19 protein-coding genes are annotated in these 17,627 nt (G+C 43.2%); 9 read left to right on the top strand and 10 right to left on the bottom strand.

Annotated features, from left to right (window positions below; genetic code table 11):
- Positions 1-87: 87 nt before the first annotated feature.
- The gene (locus M0Q51_03105; GenBank protein ID MCK9398971.1) at positions 88-1,329 is read left to right on the top strand and encodes an ABC transporter permease; all 1,242 of its coding nucleotides are present in this window, start codon (positions 88-90) and stop codon (positions 1,327-1,329) included.
- Positions 1,330-1,426: 97 nt separating this feature from the next.
- Here the strand turns inward: M0Q51_03105 and M0Q51_03100 are convergent, their stop codons facing one another.
- A complete protein-coding gene (locus tag M0Q51_03100; GenBank protein ID MCK9398970.1) occupies positions 1,427-2,731 on the bottom strand; it encodes a DUF5103 domain-containing protein in 1,305 nt (434 codons plus the stop codon).
- A 201-nt stretch (positions 2,732-2,932) separates the two neighbouring features.
- On the opposite strand from M0Q51_03100, the gene M0Q51_03095 reads away from it, so the two are divergent.
- The 8 genes from M0Q51_03095 to M0Q51_03060 all read left to right on the top strand — a co-directional run bounded on the left by M0Q51_03095 (position 2,933) and on the right by M0Q51_03060 (position 10,829).
- Entirely contained in the window at positions 2,933-4,288 is a 1,356-nt protein-coding gene (locus tag M0Q51_03095; protein ID MCK9398969.1) for a Na(+)-translocating NADH-quinone reductase subunit A, read from the top strand.
- Between the two features lie 98 nt (positions 4,289-4,386).
- Positions 4,387-5,532, top strand: a complete 1,146-nt coding sequence (locus M0Q51_03090; protein MCK9398968.1) for an NADH:ubiquinone reductase (Na(+)-transporting) subunit B — start codon at positions 4,387-4,389, stop codon at positions 5,530-5,532.
- 32 nt (positions 5,533-5,564) lie between these two features.
- Positions 5,565-6,311, top strand: a complete 747-nt coding sequence (gene nqrC, locus M0Q51_03085; GenBank protein ID MCK9398967.1) for an NADH:ubiquinone reductase (Na(+)-transporting) subunit C — start codon at positions 5,565-5,567, stop codon at positions 6,309-6,311.
- A 2-nt stretch (positions 6,312-6,313) separates the two neighbouring features.
- Positions 6,314-6,964, top strand: a complete 651-nt coding sequence (locus tag M0Q51_03080; protein ID MCK9398966.1) for an NADH:ubiquinone reductase (Na(+)-transporting) subunit D — start codon at positions 6,314-6,316, stop codon at positions 6,962-6,964.
- 26 nt (positions 6,965-6,990) lie between these two features.
- Positions 6,991-7,608: an NADH:ubiquinone reductase (Na(+)-transporting) subunit E gene (nqrE, locus tag M0Q51_03075; GenBank protein MCK9398965.1), complete on the top strand. Its 618-nt coding sequence runs from the start codon at positions 6,991-6,993 to the stop codon at positions 7,606-7,608.
- 34 nt (positions 7,609-7,642) lie between these two features.
- A complete protein-coding gene (gene nqrF, locus M0Q51_03070) occupies positions 7,643-8,884 on the top strand; it encodes an NADH:ubiquinone reductase (Na(+)-transporting) subunit F (protein MCK9398964.1) in 1,242 nt (413 codons plus the stop codon).
- Between the two features lie 145 nt (positions 8,885-9,029).
- Positions 9,030-9,815 carry a hypothetical protein gene (locus M0Q51_03065; GenBank protein ID MCK9398963.1) on the top strand — a complete coding sequence of 262 codons (786 nt, stop codon included), beginning with the start codon at positions 9,030-9,032 and terminating at the stop codon, positions 9,813-9,815.
- Between the two features lie 9 nt (positions 9,816-9,824).
- Positions 9,825-10,829, top strand: coding sequence for an FAD:protein FMN transferase (locus M0Q51_03060; protein MCK9398962.1), 1,005 nt, complete (start codon positions 9,825-9,827; stop codon positions 10,827-10,829).
- A 74-nt stretch (positions 10,830-10,903) separates the two neighbouring features.
- On the opposite strand, the gene M0Q51_03055 is transcribed toward M0Q51_03060, so the two are convergent.
- The 9 genes from M0Q51_03055 to M0Q51_03015 form a co-directional block, all read right to left on the bottom strand.
- Positions 10,904-11,101 (bottom strand): hypothetical protein, encoded by a 198-nt coding sequence (locus M0Q51_03055; protein MCK9398961.1) that lies wholly within the window; start codon positions 11,099-11,101, stop codon positions 10,904-10,906.
- A gap of 23 nt (positions 11,102-11,124) precedes the next feature.
- Positions 11,125-11,883, bottom strand: coding sequence for an RNA methyltransferase (locus tag M0Q51_03050; protein ID MCK9398960.1), 759 nt, complete (start codon positions 11,881-11,883; stop codon positions 11,125-11,127).
- A 6-nt stretch (positions 11,884-11,889) separates the two neighbouring features.
- A complete protein-coding gene (locus M0Q51_03045) occupies positions 11,890-12,759 on the bottom strand; it encodes a ChaN family lipoprotein (protein ID MCK9398959.1) in 870 nt (289 codons plus the stop codon).
- Positions 12,760-12,768: 9 nt separating this feature from the next.
- Positions 12,769-13,155, bottom strand: coding sequence for a hypothetical protein (locus tag M0Q51_03040; GenBank protein MCK9398958.1), 387 nt, complete (start codon positions 13,153-13,155; stop codon positions 12,769-12,771).
- 75 nt (positions 13,156-13,230) lie between these two features.
- Positions 13,231-13,722 (bottom strand): cytidine deaminase, encoded by a 492-nt coding sequence (gene cdd / locus M0Q51_03035; GenBank protein ID MCK9398957.1) that lies wholly within the window; start codon positions 13,720-13,722, stop codon positions 13,231-13,233.
- Positions 13,723-13,724: 2 nt separating this feature from the next.
- Positions 13,725-15,416, bottom strand: coding sequence for a S41 family peptidase (locus M0Q51_03030; GenBank protein ID MCK9398956.1), 1,692 nt, complete (start codon positions 15,414-15,416; stop codon positions 13,725-13,727).
- 14 nt (positions 15,417-15,430) lie between these two features.
- A complete protein-coding gene (gene rnpA / locus M0Q51_03025) occupies positions 15,431-15,850 on the bottom strand; it encodes a ribonuclease P protein component (protein ID MCK9398955.1) in 420 nt (139 codons plus the stop codon).
- An 81-nt stretch (positions 15,851-15,931) separates the two neighbouring features.
- Positions 15,932-16,678: a uroporphyrinogen-III synthase gene (locus M0Q51_03020; GenBank protein ID MCK9398954.1), complete on the bottom strand. Its 747-nt coding sequence runs from the start codon at positions 16,676-16,678 to the stop codon at positions 15,932-15,934.
- A gap of 62 nt (positions 16,679-16,740) precedes the next feature.
- The gene (locus M0Q51_03015; protein ID MCK9398953.1) at positions 16,741-17,565 is read right to left on the bottom strand and encodes a DUF4271 domain-containing protein; all 825 of its coding nucleotides are present in this window, start codon (positions 17,563-17,565) and stop codon (positions 16,741-16,743) included.
- Positions 17,566-17,627 lie beyond the last annotated feature (62 nt).

Below are 17,627 nucleotides of genomic sequence, written 5' to 3'. Positions count from 1 at the left end.
TTGAAATTTGAAATTTGGAACCTAATAACCAATAACCATTAACTAATATCGATTTGGCATTTGTTAAATCTTATTACCTTTGATAATATGAATCTCCATCTCAAGGAAAATATCCGCATTTCGATAGAATCGATCCGCAGCCACTTGCTGCGGACTATCCTGACCGTCATGATCATCGCCTTCGGTATTATGGCGCTGGTAGGCATTCTTACGGCGATTGACTCCATTAAGTTTTTCCTGAATGAGAATTTTACGATGATGGGGGCAAATACATTTTCGATACGCAACCGCGAAATGATGGTGCAGATGGGTGGCCGGAGCAATGATCCCAAGATGTACGAGCGGATCACTTATGATCAGGCTCTCAGGTTCAAAGAAGAATTCGATTTTCCCGCTTTTGTTTCAGTATCTACTTTTGCCACGCACACAGCAACCTTAAAGTACCGGTCAGAAAAGACCAATCCCAATGTAGCCGTCATGGGCACCGATGAGAACTACCTGGTCACCGCCGGGCAGGAAATCGGGAAAGGAAGAAATTTCAATGAAAACGAGGTTTACTATGGGGCACATGTGGTGATCATTGGCAGCCAGATCGAAAAACTGATATTTAAAGAAAACGAAGATCCCATCGGTGCGTTAATATCTGTCGGACCGGGCAAATACCAGGTGATCGGGGTGCTGAAAGAGAAAGGATCGAGCATTGGTTTCTCAGGCGATAACAGGTGCATGCTTCCGCTGAGCAATGTGAGGCAGTACTTTCCCCGTCCCGACCGGTCCTTTGGCATTGATGTGTCTACCCAGGATCCGCTGAAGATAGACCAGTGTATCGGTGAAGCCACCGGCCTTTTCCGGATCATCCGTGAAGACCGGGTAGGAGAGGAGCAGACATTCGAGATCACTAAAAGTGACACTATCGCAAAAATGCTGACTGATAATATCAAGTATGTTGCGCTGGCGGCTACTTTTATCGGTCTGATCACTTTGCTGGGAGCTGCTATCGGCCTGATGAACATCATGTTGGTCTCTGTAACCGAAAGGACACTTGAAATCGGCATCCGCAAGGCGATGGGAGCCACCAAACAAGCCATCCGCAACCAGTTCCTGGTAGAGTCAGTAGTTATTGCACAGATCGGTGGATTTCTCGGTATCACTTTAGGGATCATTATAGGAAACGTCCTTTCCATGATCCTGAAAACCAGATTTATCATCCCCTGGCCCTGGATCCTCCTCGGCGTGACCCTTTGTTTTATCGTTGCATTGATTTCCGGCATCATCCCCGCCAACAAAGCAGCAAAGCTCGATCCGATCGAGTCGCTCAGGTATGAGTGAGGCAGGTTGGTTATTGGTTATTGGTTATTAGGTGGTTATTAAGTAGTTATTTGTTGTCATTTCCATTCTAACTGTCCAACTGCCGACTGCCAACTGCCTACTCCCTGCTATTCAAAAACCCCACCGCAATCAGCTGATCATACGAATCCCCCTGCTGCCGGTGATACACATAGATGGTGTATTCATTTTCAGTCTGCCAGAAGCTGCCTTCGATAAAAGTGACATCACCGACATTCGACCTGTTCTCCAGGAAAGCATAGACATAGTTGTAATAGCCCTGTTTCAGGAAAATTTTAGCCTCGTAAGCTTTTTGGTCGAAATTATAACTCATCAGGTTGGCAGGATTGAATTGCCAGTCGGACAAAGCCCCGAAAACATAAAGGTTGCCCTCGGCTGAAGGCGCCTTATACTGGAGCATAAAATGAACCCAGGCGTAATCACCTTCGGTATATGAATCCCGGGTGTCGTTCGCTGAGATCAGCTTCCGGCCATTGATATCCTCCTCTGAATAATAATTGCCGTTTGCTCTTGGTATATCTGTCGTCAGGTAAACCTGGAAACCTTCTTCAGTATATTGAATCGACTGCATCCTGTCAGTGTTGTACTTCAGTGTTTTCATATCGAAATAACGAAACTCATTCCCTGCCGGGAATGCAAGCTGTTCCAACAGGCTGAAATCATATTCATTCCCGGTGATCATCCTGGGTTGGATGTTCCGTATCATGTTGTCCCAGCGGCCATTCTGCATGACTAAAACATGAAGGTTGCTGTAAGCATCTGTGAGATAATAATTATCAGTGATAATTTTGAAGTTCACCTGCTGATGGGTATCGCGGAGGTACAAATCAACCGAATTACCTACCTTTCCCTGTACGGTGACTTTCGGGTCATATACCATGAACCGCCTGGTAATCACCACATTCTCATCTTTATCCGTGTCGAGATAAATCTTAAGGATATAATTCCCCGACTTTCTGATCTTCAGGTAATCAGTCGGAAATTCAAGGACATAATTCACATATGGAACAGTAGTATTGAAGGAGGATTTGTAATTTTGAATGTAATCTTCCGTAAATCCGTCCAGGTATTCCATCTGCTGGAGCTGGGAGGTATTCCAGAATGCGTCGCAATGTATAAGTGTGTACTTGTATTGTTTATAACCGCCATCAAGGTCATCAAAAGCAAAGACTAGTTTTTCACCGGTATTAAGCTGGATAATGGGCGGAGAGAGTTCGAACCCTGCTTTGTACAAAATCACCGTCTGTATATTATCCTGGTAAACGGCATTGTCGTTGTGAATGAATCCGGATTTGTAATAAGGGTCATCCTGGGCCTGGAACGGAAAAACCAGTGACAGGCAGAGAATGATTATAGAGAAAGTTGTTAAAATACTTTTTTGCATTTTGGCTTTTGAAATAAAATTTTAACGCAAAGATCGCAAAGATTTTTCGGAAAGTTCGCGAAATGTCCTTTGTGATCTTCTTAATCTTTTACTGTCACCAGTAAAACCAAATAAATTTTATTTTTAGTACTTATATTTTGCTGTTTTCCTTCACAAATAATTCGTAAAATTGCACACCCGAAAATATTGATGTTTTTTGATATGTCTGAAGAGATCAAAATCAAGATCAGGAAAGGGCTTACGATCAACCTGGATGGTGAAGCCGAAAAGACCGTCACTGAAATAAACCCGAAATACTGTGCCATCAAACCTACAGATTTTGTTGGTGTATTTCCAAAACTGCTCATCCAGGAGGGTGATGCGGTAAAAGCAGGCTCCCCGCTTTTTTTCGATAAATACAAGGAACAGATCCATTTTACCTCACCCATCAGTGGTAAGGTGAAAGAGCTGAGGCGTGGGGAGAAGCGCATCCTGCTTGAGATTGTTATTGAATCTGACGGGAAAGACACGGCAGTTGATTTCGGCAAAGGCGACCCCAACAAGCTTACACGGGAAGAGATTATCGAAAAAATGCTCATCAGCGGCATCTGGCCCATGATACGCCAGCGCCCTTATTCTGTCATTGCTGACCCTGCAGTCAAGCCCAAAGCAATCTTTATTTCCACTTTCGACACGGCCCCGCTGGCACCCGATTACGACCTCATTGTCCATGGCTATGGAGATGCTTTCCAGGTTGGTATTGATGCACTTACAAAATTGACGGAAGGTGCGGTTCACCTGAATGTTAGTGCAGACGCCCAACCATCCAAGGTTTTCATAAACTGTAAAGGTGTTCAGCTCAATAAATTCTCGGGAAGGCACCCTGCCGGCAATGCAGGCACCCAAATCGCATTCCTCGACCCCATCAATAAAGGAGATGCGGTTTGGTACCTTCGCCCGCAGGAAGTGCTCCATATCGGCCGCCTGTTCCTTAACGGGAAAGTAGATGCCACTCACATGGTGGCCCTGACCGGTTCGGAAGTGAAGCGGCCCCATTATTTTAAGACCAAAATAGGGTCTTCAATATCCGATATGATAAAAGATAACCTGATCAGCGATGATGTCCGCTATATCAGCGGTAATCCTCTTACCGGGCAAAGAATCGAAAAGATCGGATATATTGGCTTTTATGATTCACAGGTTTCGGTTATTCCCGAAGGCGACCATTTCGAGTTTTTAGGCTGGGCCCTGCCTGGATTAAAGAAATTCAGCTATTCGCGATCCTATTTCTCCTGGCTAAAGCCAGGAAAGAAATTCAGGCTCGATACAAATTATAACGGCGGGGAAAGGGCTTACGTGATGACCGGCTACTTCGAAAAGGTTTTCGGATGGGATATATATCCACTGCAGCTTATCAAAGCCATATTGATTGAAGATATTGACCTGATGGAAAAGCTTGGTATATATGAGGTCGATGAAGAAGACTTTGCCCTCTGCGAGTTTATTGACACGTCGAAAACGGAAATACAGGCTATCGTGCGTAAAGGACTTGACCTGATGCGCAAGGAAATGAGTTAGGGATAAAGAAGTCAGAAGACAGAAGTCAGAAGACAGAAGACAGCAGTCAGAATTTGGAATTTGGAATTTGGAATTAAAAATTTAAAGATAGGGCTCTGATGAAATCACTCAGAAATTTCCTGGACCGGGTAAAACCCCAATTTGAAAAAGGGGGAAAATTTGAAAAGCTTCATGCGACTTTTGAAGCCTTTGAATCTTTCCTTTTTATTCCCAATAAAGTCACCCATACCGGCAGTCATATCCGGGATGCCATTGATTTGAAAAGGACAATGACCGTAGTAATCATTGCCCTGATCCCGTCATTGCTTTTCGGGATATACAATATTGGCTTCCAGCACTTCCTGTCGCCTGGTGAAACTACCGGATTCTGGCAGATGTTCGGGTACGGCTTCCTAAAAGTGTTACCGATAATTGTAGTGTCATATGTGGTAGGTTTAGGCATCGAGTTTACCTTTGCCCAGGTAAAGGGTCACGAAGTCAATGAAGGCTTCCTGGTTACCGGGATGCTCATACCGCTGGTGATGCCTCCGGATATTCCGCTTTGGATGTTAGCGCTGGCAGTGGCTTTTGCCGTTATTTTCGGAAAAGAAGTCTTCGGTGGAACGGGAATGAATATTATGAACCCTGCCCTGACAGCCAGGGCATTCCTGTTTTTCGCCTATCCGCAGGACATGACAGGCGATAAAGTATGGATCGCCGAAAAAGCCGACGCCTTTTCGGGTGCAACCCCGCTAGGCCACGCGCTGGTCGGAGAATTTGATAAGATACCAGCTCCAATCGACATGTTCCTTGGTTTTATCCCTGGCTCCATTGGTGAAACCTCCACGGTGGCAATCCTGATTGGTGCTGTAATCCTTATTGCAACCGGCATTGGAAGCTGGAAAATCATGCTTTCTGCCGTTGTAGGAGCACTCGGTTTCAGTTATTTCCTTAACCTGGTGTCTTTTAACGATTACACGGCAATACCTGCTTATTATCACCTGATCATGGGCGGGTTTGCTTTTGGCGTAGTCTTCATGGCCACAGACCCGGTCAGCGCAGCCCAGACCAACCGTGGCAAATGGATTTATGGATTCCTTATCGGGATTTTGGTGATCCTGATCCGTGTATTCAATCCTGCCTACCCTGAAGGAGTCATGCTCGCCATCCTGCTGATGAACGTCTTCGCGCCGCTTATCGATTACTATGTCGTGGAAGCCAATATCAGTAAGCGATTGAAAAGAATTAAACCTGCAAAAGCCTGATTTAATGTCGAACCGGAATAAAATTAAAATATATGTACAGTAACTCATATGTGTTCCGATACGCCGCCATCATGGTGATCCTGGTTGCTGCCGTCCTGTCTTCCGTGGCTATGCTTCTTAAACCGGCACAGGATAAAAATGTTGCCGTAGCCAGGATGAGAAGTATACTTGCCGCTGCCAATATCGAAGCCAGTGCGGAGAATGCAATTGAACTTTTTGATAAATATATTGTCGAAGAGGATGCACTCTCACCACAGGGCGATTTGATTGGCATATACAAGAATCAAAAGCTCGAAAAGGGAGATGTGAGGCCTTTTGAGATCAACCTGAAAGAGGAACTCTATAAACAGTCAAAAGGGAATGAATTTGAGCTGCCCCTTTATATCGCAGATATCGACGGGAAAAAGTTGTATATCTTTCCTCTACTCGGAAGGGGCCTTTGGGGGCCGGTTTATGGTAACCTGGCTCTGGAGGGGGACTTTAACACTGTCGCCGGTTCCATGTTCGGACATGATAAAGAAACCCCCGGTTTAGGCGCCGAGATCCAAAATACTGAATTTGAAGTTCAGTTTATCGGAAAGAAAATTTTTGACGAGAATGGAAAATTCACATCCATCAAAGTCATGAAAGGCGCATCAAAAATACTTACTCCCGAACAACTGGTCCATGGGGTCGATGCCATATCTGGTGGGACCATAACCAGCAATGGGGTTTCGGCAATGCTGCAAAGCAACCTGACTAATTATCTTGAATTTATTAAGAAACAAAATATTAAATAAGCATGGAAGCCAAGGAAAAAGAATCCCTTTTTTCTGCAAAGAACAGAAAGCTGATCACCAATCCGCTTAATATAGATAATCCCATTACCGTCCAGGTTTTAGGGATATGCTCCGCCCTGGCTGTCACAGCCAAACTTAAGCCCGCTTTTGTAATGGCTATATCTTTGGTTGTGGTCACTGCCTTTTCCAATCTAATCATATCCATGATCCGGAACGGAATACCTCCAAGGATCAGGATCATCGTACAGTTGACTATAGTGGCTACCCTGGTAATCCTGGTTGACCAGTTTCTGAAAGCCTATGTCTATGATGTCAGCAGGCAGTTGTCGGTATTCGTAGGATTGATCATTACCAATTGTATCCTGATGGGCCGCCTGGAAGCCTTTGCCATGGCAAACAAACCCTGGCAGTCGTTTCTTGATGGTATTGGTAATGGATTGGGCTATAGCTGGATACTCCTGGCCCTCGGATTTGTCAGGGAACTATTTGGATCCGGCACACTCTGGGGTTACCCGGTAATGCCGCAGGCTTTTTATGAAATGGGTTATAAAAATAACGGCCTGATCATCCTTCCCCCGATGGCTTTAATACTGGTGGGGCTAATCATTTGGATACAACGTTCCAGAACACCTGAACTAATTGATAAAAGCTGATTTCATCATCCTAAAACCGAAATAACATGCAAGAATATATCAATCTGTTCGTTAAGTCCATTTTTGTCGACAACATGGTTTTTGCCTTCTTCCTGGGCATGTGCTCTTACCTGGCCGTGTCGAAGACTGTCAAAACCTCTGTCGGGCTTGGGATTGCGGTAATATTTGTTCAGACTATTACTGTTCCGGTGAATTATATCATCCAGAATTACCTTCTTTCTCCGGGTGCCCTGAGCTGGTTATCCCCCTCTTTTGCAGATATGGACCTCAATTTTCTAAGCTTCATGATGTTTATCGCCACTATCGCCTCGATGGTCCAACTGGTGGAGATGATCATTGAGAAATTTTCACCCGCGCTGTACAATTCACTTGGGATATTTCTGCCACTGATTGCGGTGAACTGTGCCATCCTCGGTGGTTCCCTGTTCATGCAGGAAAGGGAATACCCTACGCTGGGACATGCCACGGTATTCGGGGTCGGCTCAGGTGTGGGTTGGGCAATAGCAATCATCGGCATAGCTGCCATCAAGGAAAAAATCCGGTATTCTAATATCCCTGCACCTCTCAGGGGACTCGGAATTTCGTTTATCCTGACCGGCCTGATGGCACTGGCTTTTATGTCATTTTTAGGTATTAAACTGTAATGTTAAACCCATCCTCAAGAAATTGACTATGAGTATTGGAATAGTAATTGCCGTGAGCATTGTCGTCTTCCTGGTCATCATTCTCCTGCTGGTCGGCATCCTGATTTATGCACGCATGAAACTAATGCCCCAGGGCTTAGTGAAGATTACAATTAATGATGATAAAGAACTGGAAGTTTCACCAGGTTCATCCTTACTCTCTACTTTATCCAACAGCTGGATTTTCCTTCCCTCAGCCTGCGGTGGAGGTGGTACCTGTGCCATGTGCAAATGCCAGGTCTTAGAAGGAGGGGGTAGCATTCTACCTACCGAAACAGGTTACTTCACTCGCAAAGAGCAGCAAAACCACTGGCGCCTTGGATGCCAGGTTAAAGTCAGGGAAAACCTTAAAATTCAGGTGGATCCACATATTTTCGGGATCAAAAAATGGGAATGCGAAGTGGTATCAAACAGAAATGTCGCCACTTTCATAAAAGAATTTGTTGTAAAGCTTCCTGAAGGAGAACATCTCGATTTCAAATCAGGCGGATATATCCAGGTTGATGTGCCACCTTGTGAAGTGGATTACGGTAAAGATATCCATGTGGAGGATGAATACCGTGATGAGTGGGATAAGTTTAAGATGTGGGACCTCAAAATGAAGAACACCGAGCCGATATTCAGGGCTTATTCCATGGCCAACCAACCGGCGGAGGGAAATATTATTATGCTCAATGTCCGTATAGCAACTCCTCCTTTCGATCGAAAATCCGGTGGTTTTATGAAGGTCAATCCTGGAATTTGTTCGTCTTTCATCTTCTCCCGTAGAGCGGGCGATAAGGTGATGATCTCAGGCCCTTATGGAGAATTCTTCATCAAGAATACCAATAGAGAAATGATGTTCATTGGTGGCGGAGCCGGCATGGCCCCCATGCGGTCGCACATTTTTGACCAGTTCAGAACGAAAAGGACAGACCGTAAAGCTACTTTCTGGTATGGTGGAAGGTCATTGAGGGAGCTCTTTTATGTAGATGAATTCCAGGAGATAGAAAAGAATTCCCCGAATTTCAAATTCAATATCGCCCTTTCAGAACCTAAAAAGGAAGATAACTGGAACGGATACACCGGATTCATCCACCAGGTGATCATCGACAATTATTTAAAACAACACCCGGAACCGGAAGAGATCGAGTATTATATCTGCGGACCTCCGATGATGAACCAGGCCGTGCTGAAGATGCTCGATGATTACGGCGTGCCCCAGGATATGATCGCGTTTGACGATTTTGGAATTTAAATGTAAAACCCCGAAGGGATTGAACTGAAAACCTGAATAAACTAACAATTCTTCTATCCTAAGATTATTTTACTCACCAAACAATAAACCTCACTTTCCCGGCATTATCTTTGCATGCTTTTAACCAAACCAAAACAATTCAATTATGAAAAAAGTCGTAATTCTATCTTTCCTCTTTCTCTTTTGCTTCAGCTTTCTCGCCGGCGCCCAGGATATCATCTACAAAAAAGATGGTTCCAAAGAAGAAGCTAAGATCATCCTTATAGGCGAAAAGGAAATCCAGTATAAAAAGTTTAGTAACCTGGCCGGCCCGGTTTATTCTCTCGATAAGAATGATATCTTGTTGATCACCTATGAGAATGGAGAGTATGAAACGATAAGCAAAACCGAAAATGTTGAAAAGCCTGATAAGATTGATCTCAGAAAAGACTTTGCCAAGAATATTCTCTCTCATGATCTGTTTGACTTAGTTTTTATGGATTTTACTGTTTCTTATGAACGGTTACTATCTAACGGTATAGTGGGCTTTAAAATCCCTTTATCAGTTTGTTTCGATAGATATGATGAAAGCAGCAATTTTAATTTTAATAATATCTTCTTTTCCGGCTTAGGTCTAAATTTCTACCCAACCGGTCAGGGTAAATGGAGATATTTTGTTGGTCCGCAGGTTCGTATAGGTTATGGCTGGGAAAGTAGTTGGGTTACTTATTGGGATGAATCTGGAAATTATTTATATGATGAAGAAGTCAAAAATGAAGGACTGTACACGAAATTTTTCGTCAACAATGGCATCATATTCACGCCGATCAAGAACTTCAGTTTCTCTATGATTGGCAGTATCGGAATAAGATATTTTCCGGGAGCAAGTTACGATTATGATACTGTGAGGCCAGATGGAGACTTCTCCATAAATATCAGCTATCGCTTTTAAAACTTCCACATGAAGGCATGTCTATACGGGGTTGCTGTCCTGTCAGTATTTTCCCTGTTATCCTGTACTTCTGAGCAAAAGAAAGTCATGTTCCAGGGGCAGACCCAGGGCACCTATTATGCCGTGACCTATTTTGATACAGAAGGAAGAAATTTCCAACCCCAGATAGATTCCATCCTCAAAGCCTTCGATCTCTCGGTTTCGATGTGGGTGCCCGAATCCATTATTTCAAGGATTAACAACGGGGATTCGCTTGTTCAGCCTGATAATTGGTTTATAGATATTTTCAAACGCTCCCAGGAAATAGCCGCTAAAACCGGGGGGGCTTTCGATTGTACCGTCGGGCCGCTGGTCAATGCCTGGGGTTTTGGTTTTAAAGGAAAAATGAAGATGGACCAGGCTAAAGTCGATAGCTTGCTGCAATATATTGGGTTCAGAAAAGTCAGCCTGGATAATCAGAACAGGATACTAAAACCAGCCGGTATCCGGTTTGATTTTAATGCCATCGCTCAGGGCTATGCGGTCGATGTGCTCGGGAATTACCTGGTTTCACAAGGAATAAAAAATTATCTGATCGATATAGGGGGAGAAGTCCTGGGGAAAGGAGCAAAGACCGACGGGCAACCCTGGCTGGTCGGTATCGAAAACCCTGCTACAGACAGTTTATCAGAGCGTACAATCAATACTAAAGTAAAGCTGACTGAAAAGGCACTTGCTACTTCCGGGAATTACCGCAAGTACTATGAAGAAAATGGCATCCGTTATTCCCATACGATCGATCCCCATACCGGCTATCCCGTCCGTCATTCGCTGCTAAGCGTCTCAGTCCTTGCGGGAGATTGCGCCACAGCCGACGGCTATGCAACAGCTTTCATGGTCATGGGATTTGAAAAAGCCAGGGATTTTGTTGAAAACGAACCGGCTATGGAAGCTTTTTTTATCGTTTCCGGCGAAGTCGGCACCTACAAGACCTATGCTACAAAAGGGTTTGAGGAAATTATTGAGCCGGAATAGTTTCAAATTCCAGATTTCAAATTCCAGATTTCAAATTTCAAATTTCAAGTTTCTGACTGCTGAATGCTTACTACCTACTGCCTACTGTTCTCACACGCTTCCCCACCATCGCCAATACCGCAGGAGCATCCATAACGCTCCCCGGTTGTGGGATCAATGCTGGAACAGCTTTTTTTGAATTCACCGTTTTTAGTCAGTAGAATTTTTATAGCGAAACCCGCGAAAGCAAGGCCAATAAGAACGATCGAAATTATGAGGATTTTAAGTAACATTCTGATAAGTTTTAATTTTTAATTTAACCAAGCCTCCTGCTGAATTCCGAGCAAATGATGCCTGCGGCCACTGCGGCATTCAGCGATTCGGCGCCCTTTGACCTGGATGGTATCCCCACCCGGTGCGTTAAAAGAGGGAAATATTCTTCCGATATCCCCTTTGATTCGTTTCCGATGATTATAGCAGCCGGAAATTCCGGTTCAGTATTATAAATACTCTCACCATCAGAAATGGTGCCATATATACGCCAGGTATCACTAAGGCTGATCAAGAGTTGCTTAAGATCGGTATAGTGTAAGCTTACCCGGCAGAACGAGCCCATCGTGGCCTGGATAACCTTGGGGTTATAGACATCTACTGTATCAGGAGAACAAAAGACATGTCCGATACCGAACCAGTCGGCTGTGCGAATGATCGTGCCAAGGTTCCCCGGATCCTGAATGCGGTCGAGCAGCAGAATTATATTTCCAAAAGTTTCCGGTGATGGAATGGCTGAATCAGGATATCCTACCACCGCAAGTACCTCATTTGGAGTCACCAGGTTACTGATTTTTTTCAGCTCTTCTTCCGTCACCTCCTGGATAACGAATTCCTGGCTGGCAATTATTCGCTGATGCGATTCAATCCAGGTTGGTGTGCCATAAATAATGCGAATACGAAAGTGGCTATTCAGCAGGTCATCGACCAGTTTAACCCCTTCTGCGATGAACGCCCGGTTCAGTTGACGGAATTTTCCCAGCCGGAGTGATTGAAGGTATTTTACCTGGTTTTTGGAAAGCATGACCGGTTAATAAGTTTTACACATCGATGATGGAATGCAAAGGGTATAATCTGCAAGTTTGGAATTTTCCTCCGCCAGCGTATCGAGACTATCCTGTTCAACCGAAGCTATGGTCAATATCCGCAAATCTGGTTTCTCCTGCCGGATATACCAGACAATCCCTTCGAAATTATTACTGTGATAAGCGCCGTTGTAATGGATGAAGACCTTCCCTTCCTTCCGGTTCTGAAGGATGAAATAAGCCATTGTCGCATCTTTGACCGCCTGGGCTTTGGCAATATTTAATGTGTCGTGCCCGCCGGCTTCTTTCATCATCGCAACCAGTTCCTTATATCCTTTTAATTCGGGATCATAAGCGATAGGTAAAGGGGGCAGAAGGGCTTTAGCTTCGCCTGTCAAACTGTCAAGGGCTGTAAGACCATTTTTATTGACTAAGGAAGCATAGCGCCGGGGTATGTTGGTAGCTACAAAAGGGATTTTGTTTACCAGTGCAAATTTAACCAGGGGCTTATAATCGGTTTTGTAATTCTTCCAGAGCTTAGCCTCATCTTCAAAATTCCGCTCTTTAATTTTACCTGAAAGATATTCATCCAGGAGAAGCTGGTTATCGGATTCAAACATTTCGGCACCGATAACCAGGTCGTCTTTCTTTTCAGCAAACAGGTCTTTCGTTAATTCTAACTCAAGCCAATGACAAATGGGCGAGTCATGCAGTTCGCCGAAAAAGACAATATCTGATCCTATTGCATCCTTTAAGACTTCTTTATAATCGGCATTTTTACCCTTCAGGTCAAAAAACTGATAAGCCTGCTTATCAGATTTCATAGCGGAACCTAAAAAAAACACACCCAATACTAGCAGTATACTTTTTTTCATCTTGATTTATTACTGGTTATATTTATCCCTGATTTCACGGTCAATCTCAACCGGTTTACCCATTGGATCAATCCTGACATAAATGACTTTCGTTGAACAGACTGTTTCTTCTTCATGGTTTGTAAAGTTGAACCGCCTGGCTTCGATGTATAGTGCAATAGAAGTGTGGCCAACCCTTTCAACTTTCCCGTAAATCCTGATGTGCTCATTGACCTTGACAGGCTTCTTAAACAGCACTTCATCAATTTTGAGGGTAATCACCTGCGGGGTACAGCAAACAGAACTTGCCATCGCCCCGCCTGCTTCATCAAGCCAGGATAACATAGTACCGCCAAACAGGTTATTGTTGATCCCGATGTCGCTGGTTTTACATATCTTGGTGGAAATCAATTCCATTAGAAATTAGAAATTAGAAATTAGATATTAGATATTAGATATTAGAAATTAGATATTAAAATTTTGAACTTTGAACTATCTTTTCTTCAGTTTCTCCAGCATAAACATAAGTGGAAGAAGATTTTCCATGCCCTCAAGGATTTGGATCTGCCCATCTTCATTGCCCATGATGACCCGCATTTTCCGGCCATGCCGGTTCTCATATTCTGCCATGACCTGGCGGCAGGCTCCACAGGGAGTGACGGGCTTATCAAGTTTAAACTCATTGGACCTGGCGAAAATAGCAATTGCATCTACCGAAACATCCGGGAATTGAGCCTGGGCATAAAACAAAGCTACGCGTTCCGCACAAATCCCTGATGGATAAGCCGCATTTTCCTGGTTATTACCGCTGATCACAATGCCATTTGTCAAGCGAACAGCAGATCCAACCCGGAAAGCAGAGTAGGGGGAATAGGATGTTTCCGACGCTTGTGTGGCTTGTTCGAGCAATTCCCGGTCTGAATTATTCAATTCCTTTAAAGAAGTAAATTCTTCGACGCGGACGCTGATCTGTTTTATATCCATTCTTATTCCTCTGCTTCTTTCTTCTGTCTTTCAGGCTTAATGCTTCCATCCAGGATAGCCAGGTAAGTTGCCGTTCCCTGCAGTACCTCAATTGCTTTGGCAATTTCCGGGTCATCACTCAGCGACGCGATAATGCGTCCTTTTTGATAATAATAGCGGGCTACGATCTCATCCTTTAGAATAAGTTTTATTTCATCCTTATAGGTGATCAGGTCTTCGCTTTTATCGTGGAGAATCTTGGATTTTAATGCATTATAGTCTTGTTCTATCGCATCAAAGTAGTTTTCTTTAGTAGCGTTAGTCTTTAATTTCTCAAGGGCTTCTTCGCTGGCGGTCTGGTAATCATAATTCTTATCTTTCAAAAAACCGATCAGTTTGTTAAAGATCTCATCACTTACGACAAATTCATCCGGCGATGCTATGCTGCTGTGCTCTAAGGCGAACTGGTTCGCAAAGTCGAAGAGAAAGTACTTTGTGATCAGCGTTTGAGAAATCTTGCTCAATTTCATAGCATCCATATTGACATCAGGTTCAATACCCCCGCCATCATAAACAGACCGGCCATTTTTCGTTTTGAATTCAGAGATCAGCGAATCCGGGACCTTTTCAGACAAGCCGTTTTTATCCTTATGAAAATAATCAATGGCCTGGATACAACGGCCACTCGGAATATAATACTTTGCGACAGTGATTTTAACCTGTGAATTATATGTCAGGGGGATCACATTCTGTACAAGGCCTTTTCCATAGGTCCGCTGCCCTATGATTACGCCTCGGTCGAAGTCCTGTATAGCGCCTGCAACGATCTCAGATGCGGAGGCACTGCCCCTGTCAACCAGGATGGATAATGGCATATCCTTGTCCACCGAGGCAAAGCGGGTAAAATGATCCTGGTTCTTGGAGGATATCTTACCTTTGGTGCTGACAATGAGCTGGTTCTGATCTACAAAGAGGTTGCAGATATTCACTGCCTCATTCAACAATCCGCCGCCATTCCCCCTGAGATCCAGTATGATGCCTTTGAGTTCATTATTGCTTTTTAATTCGGTTAAGGCCTTTTTAACTTCATTGCCTGCATTTTGGGTAAAATTGGTCAGCTTGATATAACCGATCCCGCCGTTTAACATGCCATAATAAGGAATATTGGGTATTTTAATCTCTTCACGTACTACTTTCATTATCAATGGGTCCGATATACCGGCACGACCGATCAGGATTTCCAGTTCAACACCAGGTTGACCTTTAAGGATTTCACTGACATCGTCTGAAGTTTTGTCTTTCATCGATTTTCCATTGATCTCCAGGATCTTATCGCCAGCTTTAAGGCCTGATTTCTGGGCTGGGAATCCTTCATAAGGTTCCGATATAACTACATAACTTCCATTTTTATGAATAAGGGCACCTATGCCGCCGTACTGATTTGTCATCATCAGCTTGTAATCTTCCGCGTTGGATTCAGGAATGTAAACCGTATAAGGGTCAAGCGTTTCGAGCATGGCTTCTATCGCGGTTTCAGTAAGTTCACCGGGATTGATCAGGTCAGCATAATTTTTATCAAGCTCTTTTAACAGCGTGGCATAGATATCCAGGTTCTTTGAGATTTCAAAGTTGTTCTCACTCTGACCGGTCGAATGGAATGAGATAACAAGGCAGAAAAAGAGAAGAGCAATAAAGTTCAGTCGGAAATATTTCATAGTATAATATTTATTTACTCAGACAAAGAAGAAGATGAATTGTTCAATTTTTTATTTAGTTCTGAGTATAAACGCTTCAGAACTGCTTTTATTTTGACTTCCAGGTCTTCTGTTGGAAGATGGATATTCGTTGTATAAATAATTCCCAGGATACAATGCTGTTGATCTTTAACAAGGTGATCGTATAATTTATGCTTGTGTGCCCGGTATACTTCCCTGATCTGTCGTTTGACCCTGTTTCTGTCTACTGCATTTTTGAAAGTCCGCTTTCCCACACTGATTAAAATCTGGGCAGGATCCGGGGTTTCCAATGGTATAACAAGCCAAAAAATTTTAAATGGATAAATAAAAAAAGTGGATCCTTCAGCGAAAAGCCGGTCTATAAGTTTTTTTTTTCTTAATATTTCATCTTTCCTGAAGGAGAAGAGGGACATATCATGCCTGGCATTAGCTTCCGGAATTGGCTTCAGCAGGATGTGGCATCCGATTGAAGATCATCACTGATTTCAAGAAGTTTACTTGGTTTTTTTTATATTCTTATGTAAAAACTCCTCAATGGCCATAGTCATCGATGGGGCGGTTTTAGTAGGCGCTTCAATATTTAAAGTCAATCCTGCTTCTTTTACCGCATTGGTTGTCGTTGGTCCAAAAGCTCCGATAACTGTGCTGTTTTGCTTGAATTCAGGGAAATTTTTGAAAAGGGACGCAATACCGGATGGGCTGAAAAATATGAGCATGTCATATTTCTTAATATCGATGTGTGATAAATCGCTGGCCAGTGTTTTATAAAAAATCCCTTTGGTGTAATTGATTAAATTATCATCCAGCATTTTAGAAATACTTGCCTTTTGGATGTCGGAACAGGGCAAAAGGTATTTTTCTTCTTTGTGCTTGCGGATGACCTCCATCAGGTCATCAAAACTTTGTTTGCCATGGAAGATTTTCCGCTTCCGGTATTGGACATATTTTTGCAAATAGAAGGCTGTGGATTCACTCATGCAGAAATATTTCATTGTCTGTGGAATATCTGCCCTCAGTTCCTTAGCCATTCTGAAATAGTGGTCAACAGCATTGCGACTCGTGAAAATTACAGCACTGAAATCCAGCAGGTTTATCCGCGACTGGCGGAATTCTTTCGATGGAATTCCTTCGATATTAATAAACTTCTGAAAAGCGATGTCGACGCTATATTTCTTTGTAAGATCGCCATAAGGTGATTTCTCTATGTCAATCGGCTGCGGTTGTGATACTAGAATGTTCATCAATTTATTTGTGTATCAGATTGTTAATACTACATTCATCAACGACAACCATTTTTTCTCTCTCAGGAGAAAAAATATTTGCTTAGAAATTTTGCTGCAACAACAAGGGGCAAAATTTCGAGGGTGCAAAGGTACAAAAATAAATGAAACAATGTAAATTTTGGATCAGATAAACCTATTGCGACTCCCCTCATGAATCGCAGGAATATCATAATCAGCACTAATCCCCCTGCTATATAAAGGAATAACTCGTGATAGGTGTAAACAATGAGCAGCAAAAGCGGCAAAAGAAGGATACCCAAAACAAGGTTATAAATCAGGATATTCTGTATATACTCCTTAGCCGTTTCCGTATTTTTAAAAGTCACGCTGATTAGCCAGATAACTAAGATTTTTAAGAGAGAGAAGGCTATGTAAATACCCAGGAACTGCACGAATACCAGTAAAGTCTTTATTCCTTCGGTTGAACCGGGTGAGGATATTTCTACAGACTGATGGATTAACATTGTGACAGATATGATATAAATGAGCAGCATAGGGAAAAAACTCCGGTGGGAATAAACAGGGCTCTCCCTGATCAGCTGAATAGAGGCTGATCGTTTGAAAATTGATGAACCAAAAAGTTTTAACCTTTTCTCATGATAATACCTGGTCATAGTCAATATAACGAATCCAGCCAACAGGATCCAGAATATCCAGTTGTTTTTTAACTCCGAAGATGCCAGGGGCTGTAAAATCATATTTGCAGGCGCAGCATCGAGAAAAGGAAGAGGAGAAGAAGTACCCTTTGAAACCTCGTGGTAAAGCTCCCAAAGCCCCGGGTCAAGGAACTCGCTGATAGAATGGCCCGGATAACAAACTAATGTATCGGTGATAACCTCTGGCAATTGTTTTAATTTACCGCAAAATTAGTAAAAAGCTTTTTCACATTCATCGCAGTTCCTTATAT

The organism is Bacteroidales bacterium, assembly GCA_023229505.1.
In the GTDB taxonomy this organism is placed as follows: Bacteria; Bacteroidota; Bacteroidia; order Bacteroidales; family JAGOPY01; genus JAGOPY01.
Note: the sequence above shows the minus strand (reverse complement) of the source record. Positions and strands in the feature narration are given on the sequence as shown.